Origin of the sequence: Rathayibacter sp. VKM Ac-2857, assembly GCF_013205025.1 — a bacterium.
Lineage (GTDB): Bacteria > Actinomycetota > Actinomycetes > Actinomycetales > Microbacteriaceae > Rathayibacter.
Genome location: NZ_JABMLE010000001.1, coordinates 491,740 through 509,393, shown reverse-complemented (window position 1 = coordinate 509,393; position 17,654 = coordinate 491,740). Strand labels below are relative to the sequence as shown.

Genomic DNA, 17,654 nt, shown 5'->3' with positions numbered 1-17,654 from the left:
CCGTACACGAGAACATGAGCAGAACTCGCGTCCGCACGAGGATCTGTCAGCTCGCTCTCGGAGTCGACGTCCCGACCATCCGAACGGGTTCCGTGCGGGTGCCCTCGTCGGCGAGGACGACGTCGAGCACCCGCTCCGCGTAGGTGCTCCAGTCCGTGATCGCCGTCGCTGTGCAGCGCACCCGATCGGCGATCGCCAGCCGTGTCGCGCGATCGAGCCGCTGCACGCGACCGAGCGCCTCCCTGAGCGCGTCGACGTCTCCGGAGGGCAGGACCGTGTCGTGCACCGGATCGAGGAGGGCGGCGGCGCCGTTGGCGTCGGTCGTGATCACCGGGAGCCCGCAGGCCGCGGCTTCGGCGACGACCAGCGAGCAGGCGTCCTCCAGCGTCGGGAGGACGAACGCGTCCGCGGCCCGGAACTCCCGCGCGAGCTCGTCCGCGGACAGCGGGCCGGTGACGATCACCTGCGACGGGGCGCCGCGGAGGATCCGCCGATCGAAGACGCCGCCGGCCAGGACGAGGTCCACCGGCAGTCCTCGGACGGCGTCGAGGAGCTGGGGGACGCCCTTCCGGCGGGAGACGTGGGCCGCGCAGACGAGCCGAGGCCGCTCCGGGTCCCTCTCGGCGGCCGGACCCTCGGGGGTGAAGCCGGCCAGGCTCACGCCGTAGGGGATCTCGACGATCTTCGAGCGGTCGACGCCGTACCGGGCCATCTGCTCCGAGACGATCGTCGACGGCGTGAGCACGACGTCGGCCAGCCGCAGCTCCTTCTCGATCCGGCGGACCAGGCGCGCGGGGTAGCGCTCGGCCCGGCTCCGGCGGCGGGAGAAGTGCCGGAGGAGCTCACGGTTGTGCGCACGCGGGTGCGCGTCGACGGCGTGGAAGACCCGCCGGGCGTCGGGATGGGCGCGGAAGAGCGCGAGGCAGGCGCCCGGGAAGCCGAGCACGACCCTGTCGTCGGCGAGGTCGACGGATGCCGCCGCCCGATCGAAGAGGATCTTGGACAGGTAGGACGCCCGCAGCACGAGGCCGGGAGAGGGCAGCCGGTGCCCCGCGCGGAGCACGAGCTCCGCCAGGTGCGACACCCGCTCGACCCGGTGCGCGGGGCGCGACGCGTACCGGTCCCGGAGCGCGCGCATCCGCCTCGCGAACGGCGTGCGGGCCGCCGCGGAGGGGAGAGGGACCGAGGCGGCGCGAGCGACCAGTCCCGTCCGGGGCACGATCTCCCCGGCCAGGGCGCCTCGAGCCGCAGCGCCGGCGACCAGGGCCCTCGCCGCCCCCTCGGGGTACGGACTCGCGACGACGAGCGCGCGTCGCGGCGCCGGCACCGCGGGTCGGTGTTCCTCGACGACGCCGCGCACGGCCGGCCTCACCGGTGCGCCTGCAGCGGCCGGGAGGACGGTCTCCGGGCGCCGTCGGCGAGCGCGGCGAGCGTCCGCTCGTAGCCGGAGCACACGTCCTCCCAGGAGTAGTGCACCCGGGCGCGCTCCAGGGCGTCCGCGCCGGTCGCGTCCTGCTGGTCGGGAGAGCGGAGCATCCAGCGGACCGCGGCGGCGATCGACGCGGCGTCCGGCTCGACGAACACGCCGCGCTCGCCGAGGACCTCGCGGTTGTAGACGGTGTCGCGGGCGACGATCGGGGCGCCGCAGGCCATCGCCTGGACCAGTGCCGGATTGGTGCCGCCGACGCTGTGACCGTGGAAGCAGGCGCCGGCGTGCTGCCACAGCGAGAACAGCCGGGCGTCGTCGCTGAGGTGGCCGAGGTGGTGGATGCGCTCGTGCGACGCCGCGAGGCGGGCGGCCTGCTCGTCGAGCGCGCCGCCGTAGCCGGAGGATCCGACGATGACCACGTCATGCGTCCGGGCGATCTCGGGAGCGGCGGCGAAGAACTCCGCAACGGTGTTCTCCGGCACGAGCCGGGCCACCATCAGGGCGTACGAGCGGTGCCGCAGTCCGGGCTCCACCGGCAGGGCGGGCGGGACGTCGCCGCCGTAGGAGAGGAGGACGCCGTCGCGCTGGAACTCGGTGCCCCACCGGCGGGCGATCTCGCGGGCGTCGAAGGCGAGCTCGGTGGCGTGCCTCGCGGTCATCCGCGCGCCGGTCCGGAAGACGGACCGGGCCAGCGGTCCCCACTTCTCCCGCTCCCACTCCATGCCGTCCACGTTGACGAGGGTCGGGATGCCGGCGCGGACGAGCAGCGGCAGGAAGAGCCCGTTCGCCGCGTTCATCACCAGTGCCGCATCGGGCGCGCGCCGCACCGCGTCCCTGGTCGCGCTCAGCCCGTGGCTCAGCGTGCTCAGGGAGCGCGTGTCCCGGCCCGAGGTGACGACGGTGCGGACGCGGTGGTCCCGGTCGGGCGCGTCGTCGACGGTCGCTCCGGGGCGCCCGTAGACGGTGACGTCCCAGCCGGCGTCGACGAGGTGGGGGGCGAGCCGGCGGACGGCGGTCTCGAAGCCGCCGTAGTAGCTGGGGTAGCCGCGCGTGCCGAGGACGGCGAGGGATCTGCGCATGGCGGGGACCCTATCCGCGCGCCGGCGGGCTCCTGCGAGCGGGGTCGCCGACGTCGGCCGAGTGGCGCGCAGCGCCGCCTCGACCCAGTCAGACGCGCCGGAATCGGCGCAGGAGGCGCAGGACGCGCGTCGTCGCAGCGAGGCGGAGCACCCGGACGTAGGCGGACGGCGACACCCTGATGACCGCGAGGGCGACGGCGACCGCGAGGTGCCCGCCGCGGGCCACGCGGAGGACGTCGGCCGCGCGGACGTCGGCCGAGACCTCGCGCTCGATCGTCCGCCCGACGTCGACCGCCTCCGGGTGAAGAGCCACGAGACGCAGCGGGGCCAGGTGCGCGGCCCGCGCCGTGTAGGCGCCGACCGAGGGGTGCGCGGCGAGGAGCGGGAACTCGCTCTCGAGCAGTCCGACGACGTGGCGGACGTTCCTCGACAGGTCGAGGAGATCGACGCTCAGGCCGTCCGTGATCGCCCCCGGCCGGACGGAGTAGACGTAGAGCTCGCGATCGAGGAACGAGACCGTTCGCGCGCGGGCGAGCAGGACGGCCATCAGCGCGGTGTCCTCGTAGCAGCGGGCGCGGGGGAAGCGCAGGCCGTCGTAGAGCTCGCGCCGGACGAGCTTGTTCCAGAGCGAGGCCCACAGGCGGAACTCGAAGAGCTCCACCGCGGCGTCGCAGCCCGTCCACAGCCGCGGCCCGGTGTACGGCATCGGCGCGGCGTCGAGCCGCTCGCCCGACTCGCCGATCGCGCGCAGGCCGGTGACGACGACGTCCACCTCGGCCGACATCGCGGCGACCATCGCGGCGAGCATGTCCGGATCGACGTGGTCGTCCGAGTCGACGAACCAGAGCACCTCCCCGGTGGCGTGCTCGAGGATCGTGTTCCGCGCCTCCGCCAGCCCGCGATTGCTCTCGTGCACGACGACCTCGATCGAGAACGCGGGCGGAGCGTGCGCGATCGCGGCCGACACCTTCGCCATCGAGTCGTCGGGACTCCCGTCGTCGACGACGATCACCTGCACCGAGCAGCCGGAGGGGACGGTGAGGGCCCAGAGGGAGGTGAGGCAGCGCTCGACGTAGGCGGAGACGTCGTAGACGGGGACGCCGATCGTGATCGAGCGCGGCCGCGGTGCGCGATCACCGATCATCGGCGCTCGTCCGGAGAGCGAGGTCCGCCCGCGACCCGGCGGTCCCGACCGAGCAGCTGCTCCGCGGCCGCGAGGAGGTCGGGTGCCACCGCGTCCGCGGTGAACGCGTCGATCCCGCTCGACGCGTGCTCGGTCAGCCGCTCCCGCAGCTCGGGCTCGTCGAGCAGGCGCGCGATCGCAGCGGCCAGCGCGACGCGGTCGTCGCGCGGCACCATCAGCGCGTCCACCCCGTCCTCGCAGAAGTCGTCGAAGCCGCTCCCGGTGGTCACGACGAGCGGGGTGCCCACGGCCTTCACCTCGAGCGCGGCGTTGCCGAAGCCCTCCCAGCGCGACGGGCAGGTGACGACGGTCGCGGCCCTGATCGCGGCGTGGACCTCCCCGCCGCCGACGTGACCGAGGAAGGTGACGCGGTCGTGGTGCTCGTCGGCGACCAGGGCGAGCAGCTCCTCCCTGGTCGGCTCGAGGAAGCAGAACGACCCCGCGAAGACGAAGGAGACGTCCGGACGGGACCGCGCCAGGTCGTCGAAGGCCTGCATCGCAGTCAGGACGCCCTTCCGCCGCTCGAGGCGGCCGAGGAAGAGGACGACGGGGCCGCGTCTCGCCGGCCAGCCGTCCGGGAGGGCGCTGGTCCGCGCGCTCGTCCGCACGGCCGGCACGTCGATGCAGTTGCGCACCACGACCGAGGGCGGGAGCGCCGGGATCCGGGCCGCGTACCAGTCCCGGACGGCGCGCGAGATCGGCACGAGTCCCCTCGACCGCGTCATCTGGCGCGTCTCGAAGCGCTTCTGCAGAGCGATGACGAGTCGCGTGCGCAGCGTGCGCCCTCGCGTCGCCGGGCCGGCGATCCAGTCCGCGATGCGGAATCCGGTCGCCAGGTTGGTCAGGAGCGGCGCTCGCCGGGGGAGCAGCGCCCCGATCCCCTCCCACTCGGCGAGGAGGACCACGTCGTAGCGGGAGCGGACCACGAGGGCCCTCAGGTGGAGTGCCCTGCGGAGGAGCTGCCCGACGGCCGGCCGGCGCCGCAGGCGGACGTACTCGAGGAGCCGGACGCCCTCCGGATCGAAGCCCTCGAGAGGGGGATCGCAGTGGAAGACGACGAGATCGACCTGCACCCCCGCTCGCACGAGCGCGGGCAGCAGCGAGGCGAAGCCGCGGCCGATCCCTCCGGTGTAGGGCGTGAGCCCCGCGTACTCGGTCGTGGCGACCAGCCAGCGACGCGTCGGTTCCATGGTGCACTCCTCGGGGCGGCCGATGGCTCGGTGTCCAGCAGCGCGCAGGACGCTAGCAAGACCGCTCGGCGGTCGGCGGGGCGCGGCGCTCTCTCGTCTGCGGCTGGCGCGCCGCGCGCGCCGTCGGGGACGAGCGCGGTGCGATCCGTGTCGAGTCGCTCCCGTCCTCCGGGGACGGCTCGACCGGGTCGAGGCGCTCCGTCTCCGCTCGCGCCTCGGAGAGGGTGAGCAGGATCGCCGTGGCCGGGACGATCAGCGCGGCCGGAGCGGACTCGAGGAGGTTGAAGGCGGAGGCGGAGACCGCCCAGGCGACCAGCATCGCGGGACCGGCGATCGCGCCGCGGGCGATCGAGCGCAGGAGCACGATCAGCAGGTGGCCGAGCAGCAGGACCGCACCGATGACGCCGTAGCTGAGGATCAACTGCCAGAGACTGCTCTCGAGCGCGTAGTGCCGCCCGCCGTTGTTCTCGAAGACGGTGCTCGAGAGCCCGCCTCCGGATCCGAAGATCCCCGACTCCGTGGGCAGCAGCCTCAGTCCGATCCGCAGGACGAGGTCGCGCACTTCGACGGAGAGCCGCCCCTCCTGACTGGAGGACCGTGCATCGAGCACCTCCGGCCCGACGATCGCCAGGATCACGGCGAGCGGCACGACGGCGAGAGCGAGCCGGACGAAGCGGCTCCCCGTCAGCCGGAGGACGGTGAGACCGACGGCGACCGCCGTGCCGGTGCCGAGCGCCGCCACTCCACTGCGGGAGGCGGTGAGGAGCACGGCGGTGCAGCAGGCCGCGAAGGCGAGGAGAGCGCCCGGGCGGCGCCCTCGGAGGAACAGGCCGAAGGCGAGCGAGCCGACCGACGCGAAGAACGTGCTGTTCACGAGCGGATGGCCCAGCGTCGTCAGGATGCGGTAGACGCTCCACTCCTGCGTCAGCGGGTAGGGGGCCGCGGCGTAGATCGCGGCGTAGGCGTTCGACCGCGTCGCGGCCTCCACCGTCCCGAGCACGGCCAGGACGGCGGCGACCACGAGGAGTGCGGCTGTCAGCGGCCCGAAGACGGAGGGGCCGCTCATCCGGAGCGGGATCGCGATCAGGGCGAGGATCAGCACGGCGGTCGTGGCGAGGACGGTCGCCAGCTGCCCGTGCGGCCGCAGGATCGGGATCAGCAGGGCGTACAGCGCGAAGGTGAACGCCGGCAGCAGCGCGATCCCGCGGAGCCACGGGGGCGGGGGCGCTCCGGTCGCGACGGCGAGGAGCGCCGCGAGCAGGAGGAGGGGGCTGAGCACCCGGAGGGGCAGCGGTGCCGGGAGGTAGTCGAAGGGAACGACCGCGTAGAGGACGACCAGGAGGATCGCCGCGGCGGCGGGAGACAGGATCCGAGCGACGACCAGCACGATCGCGGCGCCTGCCGCGAGCAGCGGGACCTGGACGTCGCCGGTCGCGATCCAGAAGACCGCTCCGCCGAGGAGCAGGACGAGCAGGGCGAGGTACCAGCCCGCGGTCGGCCGTCGCGGGACCGACCGGGGGAGGGGAGGGGCCGGGGGTGCAGCCATGGGGCTTCCTTCGGGGTTCAGGGGTCGAGGCGTCCGCGGGTCCGGCATCGGCCGCTCACCGGTACTGCAGGAGCGCGAGTCCGACGCCGGCCGCTCCCACGACGGCGCCGATCGCGCTGCAGACCGCGACGGCGAGGAGGAAGGGGCGGCCGACGTCCTGCGCGACGAAGGGGAGCCGTCCCGCCAGGGCGACGGCGTCCCGCGCGACGGCCGCGCAGGCGCCGAGGAGCAGGTCGTGGGCGAGGGCGACTCCGACTACGACCCCCAGTCCGACGCCGACTCCGTGCCAGGGTAGGAGGACGCCCGCCCGGCCCCGGACGATCAGGTAGGAGGACGCGCACCAGATGCAGGCCAGTGGGACGGACGAGATCGCGAGAACCGGCACGATCAGCAGCGCCGGATGCCAGGACGCGTCGAGGATCCGGCCGAGCACCAGGAGATCGAGCGCGATCATGGTCGCCTGGACGGTCAGAGCGGCGCCCATCGCCTGCGACAGGATCGAGCGGAGCACCGCACGGCGCTCCGCCTCGGTGCCCGCCGTCGCCAGCCGAGACCGGAGCACGTTGGTGAGCCCGAGGACGACGGCGTCCGTGACGGCGCGGGCGATCTGGCTCGCGATCGAGTAGAGGCCGAGCGTCGTGGCGCCGGCGAGGACCGCGACGAGGACCCGCTCGGTCTGGCCCTGCAGCCAGCCGAAGAGGTTGCTCTGCATCGACGGCAGCACGTGGTCGCGGAGGACCGGCCGCCGGGGCAGGTCCGGAACGGGCGCCGTCCCGGTCCGCCTCAGCAGCAGGAGGAGGATCCCCTCGGTCACGCAGGTCTGCAGCGAGGCCGCCGCGATGCCGATGACGGGAGCGAGCGGGACGCACACGACGACCGAGACGAGGCTGCCGACGGCCTGGCTGCGCGAGATCGAGGCCCAGCGGCCGTCGAACTGGGCGCGGGTCACCGCGGAGATGCTCGCGCCCTGGAGCGCCGCGACGGCGACGAACGGCAGGAGGGCCAGGGCCTGAGTGGGGGACGCGGCGGACGTCGCGAGCAGGGTGCCGATCACCGCCGCCATGACCGCTGCTCCTCCGCAGGCGATCAGCACGGCCGAGCGCCGGACGAGGGCCGCGCCTCCGTCCCGCCGCCACAGCTCGACCCCGAGCTGGCGCATCGTGTTCTCCCCGACCTCCTGGAGGAGGGTGAGCGCGAGGAAGGCCGTCGCGGAGACGCCCGCCTCCGCGGGGGAGACGACGACGGCGACGACGAGGCCGACCACCGCGCTCGTGCCCCGCGAGACGAGGCGCTCGAGAGCGGCGTTCGAGGAGCTGCGCGCCGTCGGAGACCCGAGCAGCGCGGCGACGCGGCGGATCATCGGAGGGGCCTCCCGCTCGGGATCACGACGGCAGGCGAGCCGCCGGAACACGGTAGGACGCCGGTTCCGCGGTGATCCGCCTGGCGCATCCGGGGGCGCGGATCGCGTGCTCGCGCGCCCTCAGCGCGTCGCGGCGTCCTCCAGCGCAGCTCGTCGTAGAGACCCGGCTCGCGAAGACCACCGACCCCTCGAGCACCTCGAACACCAGGTCGTGGAGGAGGACGACGAACGGGCAGGACCCGGCGACAGGGGTGCAGTCGTGCGCGGCGGGGGTGACGTTGTCCCCGGGATCGCCTCGGTCAGGGTGCTGCCCGGTATCGTTGTCGCGTTATGTCTCGCATCTACGACTGCTCCGTCGACACGGACCTCCTGACCGGCACCCGTCTCGCGCGAACGGCGCTCGGCCGGGGCGAGCTCGTCGTCCTCCCGACCGACACGGTCTACGGGATCGCGGCCAACGCCTTCGACGCCGCCGCGGTGCAGCGTCTGCTCGACGCGAAGGGGCGGACCCGGCAGTCGCCGCCGCCCGTGCTGATCGGCGACGTCGCCGCGCTCGACGCCCTCGCCGAGAACGTCCCCGAGCCCGTCCGCGAGCTCGCGAAGGCCTTCTGGCCGGGTGGGCTGACGATCGTGCTGCACGCGCAGCCCTCCCTGGTCTGGGATCTCGGCGAGACCCGCGGCACCGTCGCCCTGCGCATGCCCGACAACCCGGTCACCCTCGAGCTCCTCGCCGAGACGGGGCCGCTCGCGGTCTCGTCCGCGAACCGCACCGGCCGTCCGTCCGCCACCACCGCGCAGGAGGCGTTCGACCAGCTCGGCGACTCCGTCGACGTCTACCTCGACGCGGGTGCCGCGGGCAGCCGCTACAGCGAGCGCCCGGCCGGCGCGAGCGAGTCCTCGACCATCGTCGATGCGACCGCGCTCAGCTTCGAGGGCGGCACCCTGCGCATCCTCCGCCAGGGCGTCGTCTCGGCCGAGAGCATCCGCGAGGTCATCGGCGACCTGCTGCTCGACGGCGTCGCCACGGCCGAGGAGCCCGAGGTCACCGCGACGACCCCGTCCTACGACGCCTCGACCGAGCTCAGCGATCCCACCGTCGAGGACGACGAGCCCGCCGCCGCCGAGGAGCAGCCCGCTCCCACGGCGCGACCGGACTGGGCGTCCCGCGCCCAGGTGCAGGACGAGCCGGCGGCGAGCGGCACCGCGCGACCCGACTCCACCCCGGGTGAGTAGCCGATGATCACCTTCGTCCTGGTCTCGCTCGCGGTCGCGGTCGTGACCTGCGGGCTGTCCTGGGTCATCTGGAAGCTGAGCCTGAGGTTCAAGCTGTACCCGGCGATCCGGGTGCGCGACATGCACACGCGGCCGACCCCGCGCCTCGGCGGGATCGCGATGTTCCTCGGCATCCTCGTCGGCTTCGGCATCGCCTCGCAGCTGCCCTACTTCCGGCTGGTGTTCGCCAATCCCGAGCCGATCCTCGCGATCCTCGGTGCGAGCCTCCTCATCGTCCTGATCGGCGTGGCCGACGACATCTGGGACCTCGACTGGACGACGAAGCTCGCCGGCCAGATGATCGCCGCGGGCCTGATCGCCTGGAAGGGCGTGCAGATCGTCTCGCTGCCGATCGGCGGTCTCACCGTCGGCTCGCCGTGGATGTCGCTGATCATCACCGTGCTGGCGATCGTGCTCGTCACCAACGCCCTCAACTTCATCGACGGTCTCGACGGCCTCGTCGCCGGTGTCGCACTGATCGCCAACGGCGTCTTCTTCCTCTACAGCTACCTGCTCGTGCAGCAGACGTCGCCGACCGACTACTTCAACCTCGCGTCGCTGATCGCGGTCGTCCTCGTCGGGGCCTGCGCCGGATTCCTGCCGATCAACTGGCGGCCGGCGAAGATGTTCATGGGCGACGGGGGAGCGCTGCTCGTCGGCATGCTGATGGCGACCTCGGCGATCGCGGTCACGGGGCAGATCGACCCGTCGCAGCTGGCGGCGAAGGAGCTGCTGCCGGCGTTCATCCCGATCATCCTGCCGTTCGCGATCCTGGTGGTCCCGCTGATGGACTTCGGCCTCGCGGTGATCCGCCGGCTGCGCGCGGGCAAGTCGCCGTTCAGCGCAGATCGCAAGCACCTGCACCACCGGCTGCTCGACATGGGGCACTCGCACCTGCACGCCGTGCTGATCTTCTACGCCTGGACGGCGGTCGTCGCCTTCAGCTGCCTGCTGATGTTCGTCGTCGACGTGCTCTGGGTGCCGCTGGCCTTCCTCGGCCTCGGGCTCCTCGCCTGCACCGTCGTCACCCTCCTGCCGCTCAGCCGCCGCAAGCGGCTCGAGGCGGCGGCGCAGTCGGCGGCGGCGTCCGCCGTCCTCGATCCCCTCGACCGCGCGTCCGAGACCGACACGCGCCGGGCGCCGATCGGGCTCCCGCTCGGTCGCGACACGACAGCGCCGCATCCGGCGCGGAAAGAAGCATCATGACCGGAGCCTCCCCGGCCACCCCCCGCCCCCAGCCCGCCTCGGTGCCCGTCCTGCGGCGCACGCTCAGGATCGGCGGCGTCTTCGTCCTCGTCCTGGCCGTCGTCGGCACGGTGATCGGCTTCCTCGCGGCCGGCGGCGAGGGGGCCGTCGGCGCGCTGATCGGCGCCGTCGTCGGCGGGGTCATGGTGGCGCTCACCGCCGCCAGCATCCTCGTCGCCAACCGGATGGACATCGGCGGCTTCTTCGCCGTGGTGCTCGGAACCTGGCTCGCCAAGTTCGTCCTGTTCGTCATCGCGGCCCTCGTGCTGCGCGACCAGCCGTGGCTGAACAGCACGGCGATGTTCGTCACGATCATCGCGGCGGTCCTCGGCTCGCTCGTCATCGACGTGCTCGTCGTCTCGCGCTCGCGGATGGCGAACGTCAGCGACATCGCCCGATGAGCGCCGCCCGAGTGCCGTCTGAGAGGATCACGATTCGGCTCTCAGGCCGTTCTGTTGCTACAGTAGGGTCCAATCCCCGCAGGCGACGTGTGCCCGTCCTCAGGTCGTCTCATCGTTGATGTCGACCGCCGAGTGCGAACGCCGTCCGAGCGGAATACCCCACCTTTCGTCGTCGCGAGAGCGTTGTGTCCGAACGATTCACGTCGTTCGTCTGCCACGTGCCACGCCCCGAATTCCAGGAGCTAGCGCTGTTTGCTAACGCTGTGACCCTGTTGGTCTCGTCCTCGACCGGTGAGAGTGACTTCCACACCCCGTCGATCTCCGAGTTCTTCCCGCCCGGCTTCCTCTTCGAGGGAACCCCTTTCGAGATCAACCGCGTCATGCTGGTCCGCTTCATCGCGGTCATCGCACTGATGCTGTTCTTCTACCTCGGGACGCGCAAGATGCGCATCGTCCCGGGACGCTTCCAGAGCGTCGTCGAGATGGCCTTCGATTTCGTCCGCGTGACGATCGCGAAGGACATCCTCGGCGAGAAGGACGCGCGCCGCTTCCTGCCGATCCTGGTGACGATCTTCTTCGCGATCATCGCGATGAACCTCACCGGCATCGTGCCGTTCCTGAACATCGCGGGAACGTCGGTCGTGGGCATGCCGCTCTTCCTCGGTCTGGTCGCCTACGTCACCTTCATCTACGCCGGCATCAAGGACCGGGGGATGGGCTTCTTCAAGAACGCCCTGTTCCCGCCCGGAGCCCCGTTCCTGATCTACTTCATCCTCACGCCGATCGAGCTGCTGCAGACGTTCGTCATCCGTCCGCTCTCCCTCGCGCTGCGGCTCGTGATGAACATGATCGTCGGGCACCTGCTCCTCGTGCTGTGCTTCTCGGCCACGCAGTTCTTCCTCTTCAGCTCCCAGATCGACCCGGGCTTCAAGCTCTTCGGTGTCGTGACCTTCGCCTTCGGCGGCGCCTTCACGCTCTTCGAGCTGCTGGTCGCGGTGCTGCAGGCCTACATCTTCACCCTCCTCGCTGCGGTCTACATCCAGTTGGCCGTCGCCGAGGAGCACTGACCCCACTACTCACGGGCTCCCGCCCGTTCACACGATCACCCCACTGAAAGGACCCACTCGTGGACTCAGTCACCGTTCTCGCCGAACTCACCGGCAACATCGCGACGGTCGGTTACGGCCTCGCAGCGATCGGCCCCGGCATCGGTGTCGGCATCGTCGCGGGCAAGACCGTCGAGGCCATGGCGCGCCAGCCCGAGATGGCCGGCCGCCTCCAGACCACGATGTTCCTCGGCATCGCGTTCACCGAGGTGCTCGCGCTCATCGGTCTCGCCACCTACTTCATCTTCGCGGCGTAGTCGTGTTCAGCACCGCTGTGAACATCGCTGCGGAAGAAGGTGACGTCCCCGCGGTCATTCTGATCCCGGAGTTCTACGACTTCTTCTGGTCGGGGGTGATCTTCCTCATCCTGCTGTTCTTCTTCTGGAGGCTGGTCCTGCCGCGCATCCAGACGATGCTCGACGCGCGCTCCGCCGCGATCGAGGGGAACATCGCGAAGGCCGACGAGGCCCAGCGACAGGCTGAGATCGCACTCGAGAAGTACACCGCTCAGCTGGCCGAGGCTCGCGCCGAGGCCGGCGTGATCCGCGAGAAGGCGAACGCCGACGGCAACGCGATCGTGGCGGCGAAGAAGGAGCAGGCGCAGGTCGAGGCCGAGCGCATCCTCCAGAACGCGCACGCCCAGATCGAGGCGGACCGCCAGTCGGCCGTCGTCGCTCTGCGCTCCGAAGTCGGAACCCTCGCCATCGATCTCGCCTCCGGCGTGATCGGCGAGAGCCTCAACGACGACGCGAAGGCGTCCGCGATCGTGGACCGCTTCCTCGCCGACCTCGAGGCCTCGGAGAAGGCGAACAGCTGATGGGCAGTGCGTCACGACAGGCACTGACCGCCGCGAAGGCGGAGCTGTCCGCCTTCGGCGGTCACGTCCCGCTCGAGGCGGCTCAGCAGCTCTTCGAAGCGGCCCGGGTCATCGACTCCCAGGCTCAGCTCCGTTCGGCCCTCTCGGACCCGAGTGTGGAGCCGGCGAGCAAGCGTGCCCTCGTGGCCCGCGTGTTCGCCCCCTTCGACGTCTCCGCCAAGCGCCTGCTCACCGTCATCGCCGGCCACCGCTGGTCGAGCCCGAGCGACCTGGTCGCCGGGATCGAGGAGGTGGGGGTCCGAGCCATCGCGTCCTCCGCGCCCGAGGGCGTCTCGATCGAGCGCGAGCTGCAGATGTTCGGCGCGGTCGTCGCGTCCGACGCCGGCCTCGAGCTGGCGCTCGGCAGCAAGCTCGCCGCCGCCGACTCGAAGGTGTCGCTGATCCAGCGCCTCCTCGAGGGCAAGGCGTCGGCGGAGACGCTCGCCATCCTTCGGCAGCTGATCGCGCACCCGCGCGGTCGCCGCGTCCCCGAGCTCGTCCGCTTCGCAGCGGGCGTCGTCGCCGACCAGGGCGGTTTCACCATCGCCACGGTCTCGGTCGCGGCTCCGCTGCACCCCGAGCAGCTCGACCGGCTCCGCTCGGCGCTCACGCGCCAGTACGGCCGCCCGGTCTCCGTCAACGTCCTGGTCGACCCCTCCCTCCTGGGCGGGATGCGACTGAACGTCGGCGACGAGGTCATCGACGGCACCGTCTCGGCGCGGCTGTCCGACCTGAAGCTCCAGCTCGCGTCCTGACGGACGCACGTATCCTCAGGGAGCGGCTCGCGCCGCCTCCGACCTCCGCACCACCCAGGTCAGGCCCCGACGACCGCTTCGGCTCGCACGGACCCAACGAATAGGAATTCCCATGGCAGATATCACCATCAGCCCGGATGAGATCCGCGACGCGCTGAAGGACTTCGTCTCGTCGTACGAGCCGGGCAAGGCGTCCACCACCGAGGTCGGCTACGTCATCGACGCCGCCGACGGCATCGCCCACGTCGAGGGACTCCCCGGCGTCATGGCGAACGAGCTGATCCGCTTCTCCAACGGCGTCCTGGGCCTCGCCCAGAACCTCGACGAGAACGAGATCGGCGTCGTCGTCCTCGGCGAGTTCTCCGGCATCGAGGAGGGCATGGAGGTCACCCGCACCGGCGAGGTCCTCTCCGTCCCCGTCGGCGACGGCTACCTCGGCCGCGTCGTCGACCCGCTCGGCAACCCGATCGACGGTCTCGGCGACATCGCCTCCGAGGGCCGCCGCGCCCTCGAGCTCCAGGCCCCCGGCGTCATGTCGCGCAAGTCGGTCCACGAGCCGCTGCAGACCGGCATCAAGGCCATCGACGCGATGATCCCGGTCGGCCGCGGCCAGCGCCAGCTCATCATCGGCGACCGCCAGACCGGCAAGACGGCCATCGCGATCGACACGATCATCAACCAGAAGGCCAACTGGGAGTCCGGCGACACGAACAAGCAGGTCCGCTGCATCTATGTCGCCATCGGCCAGAAGGGCTCGACCATCGCCTCGGTGAAGGGCGCGCTCGAGGACGCCGGAGCGATGGAGTACACGACGATCGTCGCGTCCCCCGCCTCGGACCCCGCCGGCTTCAAGTACCTCGCCCCCTACACCGGCTCGGCCATCGGCCAGCACTGGATGTACGGCGGCAAGCACGTCCTGATCATCTTCGACGACCTGTCGAAGCAGGCCGAGGCCTACCGCGCCGTGTCGCTCCTCTTGCGCCGCCCGCCGGGACGCGAGGCGTACCCCGGCGACGTCTTCTACCTGCACTCCCGCCTGCTGGAGCGCTGCGCGAAGCTGTCCGACGAGCTCGGCGCCGGCTCGATGACCGGTCTCCCGATCATCGAGACCAAGGCGAACGACGTCTCGGCGTACATCCCGACCAACGTGATCTCGATCACCGACGGCCAGATCTTCCTCCAGTCCGACCTCTTCAACGCCAACCAGCGTCCGGCGGTCGACGTGGGCATCTCGGTCTCGCGAGTCGGCGGTGACGCCCAGGTCAAGTCGATCAAGAAGGTCTCCGGAACGCTGAAGCTCGAGCTGGCGCAGTACCGCTCGCTCGAGGCCTTCGCGATGTTCGCGTCCGACCTGGACGCCGCCTCGCGCCGCCAGCTCGCCCGCGGCGCCCGCCTGACCGAGCTGCTCAAGCAGCCGCAGTACTCGCCGTACCCCGTCGAGGAGCAGGTCGTCTCGATCTGGGCCGGAACGAACGGCAAGCTCGACGAGGTGCCCGTCCCCGACGTGCTGCGCTTCGAGCGCGAGCTGCTCGACTACCTGGGCCGCAACACGCAGGTCCTCTCCACGCTGCGCGACACGAACGTGCTCTCCGACGACACCGTCGCCGAGCTCCACCGTGCCGTCGACGGCTTCAAGCTCGAGTTCCAGACCGGTGAGGGCAAGCCGCTCGCCTCGGTCGGGCGCGAGGAGCACAAGGCGATCTCGGCCGACGAGGTCGGCCAGGAGAAGATCGTCAAGGGCCGTCGCTAACAGCGACCCCTCGACGATTCAGAGAAGGACTACAGGAGACACATGGGAGCGCAACTCCGGGTCTACCGGTCGAAGATCCGTTCGGCCCAGACGACCAAGAAGATCACCCGCGCCATGGAGCTGATCTCGGCCTCGCGCATCCAGAAGGCGCAGAACCGCGTCGCCGCCGCGGCTCCGTACTCGAACGCCATCACGCGCGCCGTGTCGGCCGTCGCGACCTACTCGAACGTCGAGCACCCGCTCACGACCGAGCGCGAGAAGCTCGACACGGCCGCGATCGTGATCTTCACCTCCGACCGCGGCCTGGCCGGCGCGTTCTCCTCGAGCGTGCTCAAGGAGGCGGAGGAGCTGGCCTCGCTGCTGCGCAGCGAGGGCAAGGAGGTCGTCTTCTACCTGGTCGGCCGCAAGGCGAACGCGTACTTCTCGTTCCGCCGGCGCCCGAGCGTCCGCATCTGGACGGGCGGCACCGACCAGCCGGTGTTCGAGACCGCGAAGGAGATCGCGGACGCGGTCGTCGACTCGTACAACCTCGATGACGAAGAGGGCGGAGTGGACGAGATCCACCTCGTGTACAACCGCTTCGTCAGCATGGTCACGCAGCAGCCGACGGTCGTCCGCCTCCTGCCGCTCGAGGTCGTCGAGGGTGCTGAGGATCAGAACACCGATCTGTACCCGCTCTACGAGTTCGAGCCCGACCCCGAGACGGTCCTCGACCGCCTCCTGCCGGTCTACGTCGAGAGCCGCATCTTCAACGCGATGCTGCAGTCGGCGGCGTCCGAGCACGCGGCGCGCCAGAAGGCGATGAAGTCGGCCAGCGACAACGCCGACACCCTCATCAAGACGTACACCCGGCTCGCCAACAACGCGCGCCAGACCGAGATCACGCAGCAGATCGCCGAGATCGTCGGCGGCGCCGACGCCCTGTCGTCCTCGAAGTAGACGGCGCACCTCCCCGACACGAAGCCTCCGCCCTCCGGGTGCGGTGAGACCACAGAAGGAAGAAGCAATGACACTGACCGCACCTGAGGCGGCGACCGGGACTCCGGGCGGGGCCGTCGGCCGTATCGCCCGCGTCACCGGCCCCGTCGTTGACATCGAGTTCCCCCACGACGCGATCCCCGAGGTCTACAACGCGCTCTACACGCACGTCGAGGTCGAGGGCGTCTCGTCCAAGCTGACCTTCGAGGTCGCGCAGCACCTGGGCGACGACCTCGTCCGCGCCATCTCGCTCAACCCGACCGACGGACTCGTCCGCGGCCAGGAGGTCCACGACACCGGCCTGCCGATCTCGGTCCCGGTCGGCGACGTGACCAAGGGCAAGGTCTTCAACGTGATCGGCGAGGTGCTCAACGCTGACGCCGACGGCACGATCAACGGCCAGTCGTTCGAGATCACCGAGCGCTGGCCCATCCACCGCAAGCCCCCGGCGTTCGACCAGCTCGAGTCGAAGACCGAGCTCTTCGAGACCGGCATCAAGGTCATCGACCTCCTCACCCCGTACGTGCAGGGCGGCAAGATCGGCCTGTTCGGCGGAGCGGGCGTCGGCAAGACCGTCCTCATCCAGGAGATGATCCAGCGCGTCGCGCAGGACCACGGTGGAGTGTCCGTGTTCGCCGGTGTCGGCGAGCGCACCCGTGAGGGCAACGACCTCATCGCCGAGATGGAGGAGGCGGGCGTCTTCGACAAGACCGCCCTCGTCTTCGGCCAGATGGACGAGCCGCCGGGAACGCGCCTCCGCGTCGCGCTGTCCGCGCTGACGATGGCGGAGTACTTCCGCGACGTGCAGAAGCAGGACGTGCTGCTCTTCATCGACAACATCTTCCGCTTCACGCAGGCCGGCTCGGAGGTGTCGACCCTGCTGGGCCGGATGCCCTCCGCGGTGGGCTACCAGCCGAACCTCGCCGACGAGATGGGCGTGCTCCAGGAGCGCATCACCTCGACGCGCGGACACTCGATCACCTCGCTGCAGGCGATCTACGTCCCCGCCGACGACTACACCGACCCGGCGCCGGCCACCACGTTCGCGCACCTCGACGCGACGACCGAGCTCTCCCGGGAGATCGCGTCGAAGGGCCTCTACCCGGCCGTCGACCCGCTGACCTCGACCTCGCGCATCCTCGACCCCCGCTACCTGGGTGCCGACCACTACCGCGTGGCGACGAACGTCAAGCAGATCCTGCAGAAGAACAAGGAGCTGCAGGAGATCATCGCGATCCTCGGTGTCGACGAGCTCTCCGAGGAGGACAAGATCACGGTGTCGCGTGCGCGCCGGATCCAGCAGTTCCTCTCGCAGAACACCTACATGGCGAAGAAGTTCACCGGTGTCGAGGGCTCGACCGTCCCGCTGAAGGACACGATCGAGTCGTTCGACGCGATCGCCCGCGGCGAGTTCGACCACGTGGCCGAGCAGGCGTTCTTCAACGTCGGCCCGATCACGGACGTCGAGGAGAAGTGGGCTCAGATCCAGAAGGAGAACGGCTGA

The 17,654-nt window shown here is 71.0% G+C and carries 16 protein-coding genes; 10 read left to right on the top strand and 6 right to left on the bottom strand.

Going from position 1 to position 17,654, the window contains the following annotated elements:
• Positions 1 to 46: 46 nt before the first annotated feature.
• From HQQ86_RS21925 to HQQ86_RS02295, 6 genes are all read right to left on the bottom strand, one after another.
• The gene (locus HQQ86_RS21925; RefSeq protein WP_173286145.1) at positions 47 to 1,327 is read right to left on the bottom strand and encodes a glycosyltransferase family 4 protein; all 1,281 of its coding nucleotides are present in this window, start codon (positions 1,325 to 1,327) and stop codon (positions 47 to 49) included.
• A gap of 41 nt (positions 1,328 to 1,368) precedes the next feature.
• Positions 1,369 to 2,508, bottom strand: a complete 1,140-nt coding sequence (locus HQQ86_RS02315) for a glycosyltransferase (RefSeq protein ID WP_173286143.1) — start codon at positions 2,506 to 2,508, stop codon at positions 1,369 to 1,371.
• An 88-nt stretch (positions 2,509 to 2,596) separates the two neighbouring features.
• Positions 2,597 to 3,652, bottom strand: a complete 1,056-nt coding sequence (locus HQQ86_RS02310) for a glycosyltransferase family A protein (protein ID WP_173286141.1) — start codon at positions 3,650 to 3,652, stop codon at positions 2,597 to 2,599.
• Positions 3,649 to 4,881, bottom strand: a complete 1,233-nt coding sequence (locus HQQ86_RS02305) for a glycosyltransferase family 4 protein (RefSeq protein WP_173286139.1) — start codon at positions 4,879 to 4,881, stop codon at positions 3,649 to 3,651. The genes HQQ86_RS02310 and HQQ86_RS02305 overlap by 4 nt, the downstream gene beginning before the upstream one ends.
• A gap of 52 nt (positions 4,882 to 4,933) precedes the next feature.
• Positions 4,934 to 6,427: an O-antigen ligase gene (locus HQQ86_RS02300; protein ID WP_173286137.1), complete on the bottom strand. Its 1,494-nt coding sequence runs from the start codon at positions 6,425 to 6,427 to the stop codon at positions 4,934 to 4,936.
• 55 nt (positions 6,428 to 6,482) lie between these two features.
• The gene (locus HQQ86_RS02295) at positions 6,483 to 7,787 is read right to left on the bottom strand and encodes a lipopolysaccharide biosynthesis protein (protein WP_173286135.1); all 1,305 of its coding nucleotides are present in this window, start codon (positions 7,785 to 7,787) and stop codon (positions 6,483 to 6,485) included.
• A gap of 330 nt (positions 7,788 to 8,117) precedes the next feature.
• Between HQQ86_RS02295 and HQQ86_RS02290 the strand changes: the two genes are divergently transcribed.
• The 10 genes from HQQ86_RS02290 to atpD all read left to right on the top strand — a co-directional run bounded on the left by HQQ86_RS02290 (position 8,118) and on the right by atpD (position 17,654).
• Complete coding sequence (locus HQQ86_RS02290; protein WP_173286133.1) at positions 8,118 to 9,020, top strand: L-threonylcarbamoyladenylate synthase; 903 nt, start codon at positions 8,118 to 8,120, stop codon at positions 9,018 to 9,020.
• Between the two features lie 3 nt (positions 9,021 to 9,023).
• Positions 9,024 to 10,265, top strand: coding sequence for an MraY family glycosyltransferase (locus tag HQQ86_RS02285; RefSeq protein ID WP_173286131.1), 1,242 nt, complete (start codon positions 9,024 to 9,026; stop codon positions 10,263 to 10,265).
• Positions 10,262 to 10,705, top strand: coding sequence for a hypothetical protein (locus HQQ86_RS02280; protein ID WP_173286129.1), 444 nt, complete (start codon positions 10,262 to 10,264; stop codon positions 10,703 to 10,705). The genes HQQ86_RS02285 and HQQ86_RS02280 overlap by 4 nt, the downstream gene beginning before the upstream one ends.
• A gap of 263 nt (positions 10,706 to 10,968) precedes the next feature.
• A complete protein-coding gene (atpB, locus tag HQQ86_RS02275) occupies positions 10,969 to 11,772 on the top strand; it encodes a F0F1 ATP synthase subunit A (RefSeq protein WP_173286127.1) in 804 nt (267 codons plus the stop codon).
• Between the two features lie 59 nt (positions 11,773 to 11,831).
• Positions 11,832 to 12,068 carry an ATP synthase F0 subunit C gene (locus HQQ86_RS02270; RefSeq protein ID WP_055794702.1) on the top strand — a complete coding sequence of 79 codons (237 nt, stop codon included), beginning with the start codon at positions 11,832 to 11,834 and terminating at the stop codon, positions 12,066 to 12,068.
• A 2-nt stretch (positions 12,069 to 12,070) separates the two neighbouring features.
• Positions 12,071 to 12,628, top strand: coding sequence for a F0F1 ATP synthase subunit B (locus tag HQQ86_RS02265; RefSeq protein WP_243582674.1), 558 nt, complete (start codon positions 12,071 to 12,073; stop codon positions 12,626 to 12,628).
• Entirely contained in the window at positions 12,628 to 13,422 is a 795-nt protein-coding gene (locus tag HQQ86_RS02260; RefSeq protein ID WP_173286125.1) for a F0F1 ATP synthase subunit delta, read from the top strand. Before HQQ86_RS02265 ends, HQQ86_RS02260 begins: the two co-directional genes overlap by 1 nt.
• Positions 13,423 to 13,534: 112 nt before the next feature.
• The gene (atpA, locus tag HQQ86_RS02255; RefSeq protein ID WP_123702905.1) at positions 13,535 to 15,172 is read left to right on the top strand and encodes a F0F1 ATP synthase subunit alpha; all 1,638 of its coding nucleotides are present in this window, start codon (positions 13,535 to 13,537) and stop codon (positions 15,170 to 15,172) included.
• A gap of 42 nt (positions 15,173 to 15,214) precedes the next feature.
• Positions 15,215 to 16,111: a F0F1 ATP synthase subunit gamma gene (locus tag HQQ86_RS02250; RefSeq protein WP_123445506.1), complete on the top strand. Its 897-nt coding sequence runs from the start codon at positions 15,215 to 15,217 to the stop codon at positions 16,109 to 16,111.
• Between the two features lie 67 nt (positions 16,112 to 16,178).
• A complete protein-coding gene (atpD, locus tag HQQ86_RS02245) occupies positions 16,179 to 17,654 on the top strand; it encodes a F0F1 ATP synthase subunit beta (RefSeq protein WP_123445507.1) in 1,476 nt (491 codons plus the stop codon).

Excerpts from the sequence above, each read along its gene's own strand:
- HQQ86_RS02315 (WP_173286143.1), bottom strand. The coding sequence starts at position 2,508 with ATGCGCAGATCCCTCGCCGTCCTCGGCACGCGCGGCTACCCCAGCTAC.
- HQQ86_RS02310 (WP_173286141.1), bottom strand. The coding sequence starts at position 3,652 with ATGATCGGTGATCGCGCACCGCGGCCGCGCTCGATCACGATCGGCGTC.
- HQQ86_RS02305 (WP_173286139.1), bottom strand. The coding sequence starts at position 4,881 with ATGGAACCGACGCGTCGCTGGCTGGTCGCCACGACCGAGTACGCGGGG.
- HQQ86_RS02300 (WP_173286137.1), bottom strand. The coding sequence starts at position 6,427 with ATGGCTGCACCCCCGGCCCCTCCCCTCCCCCGGTCGGTCCCGCGACGG.
- HQQ86_RS02295 (WP_173286135.1), bottom strand. The coding sequence starts at position 7,787 with ATGATCCGCCGCGTCGCCGCGCTGCTCGGGTCTCCGACGGCGCGCAGC.
- HQQ86_RS02290 (WP_173286133.1), top strand. The coding sequence starts at position 8,118 with ATGTCTCGCATCTACGACTGCTCCGTCGACACGGACCTCCTGACCGGC.
- HQQ86_RS02285 (WP_173286131.1), top strand. The coding sequence starts at position 9,024 with ATGATCACCTTCGTCCTGGTCTCGCTCGCGGTCGCGGTCGTGACCTGC.
- HQQ86_RS02280 (WP_173286129.1), top strand. The coding sequence starts at position 10,262 with ATGACCGGAGCCTCCCCGGCCACCCCCCGCCCCCAGCCCGCCTCGGTG.
- HQQ86_RS02260 (WP_173286125.1), top strand. The coding sequence starts at position 12,628 with ATGGGCAGTGCGTCACGACAGGCACTGACCGCCGCGAAGGCGGAGCTG.
- atpA (WP_123702905.1), top strand. The coding sequence starts at position 13,535 with ATGGCAGATATCACCATCAGCCCGGATGAGATCCGCGACGCGCTGAAG.
- HQQ86_RS02250 (WP_123445506.1), top strand. The coding sequence starts at position 15,215 with ATGGGAGCGCAACTCCGGGTCTACCGGTCGAAGATCCGTTCGGCCCAG.
- atpD (WP_123445507.1), top strand. The coding sequence starts at position 16,179 with ATGACACTGACCGCACCTGAGGCGGCGACCGGGACTCCGGGCGGGGCC.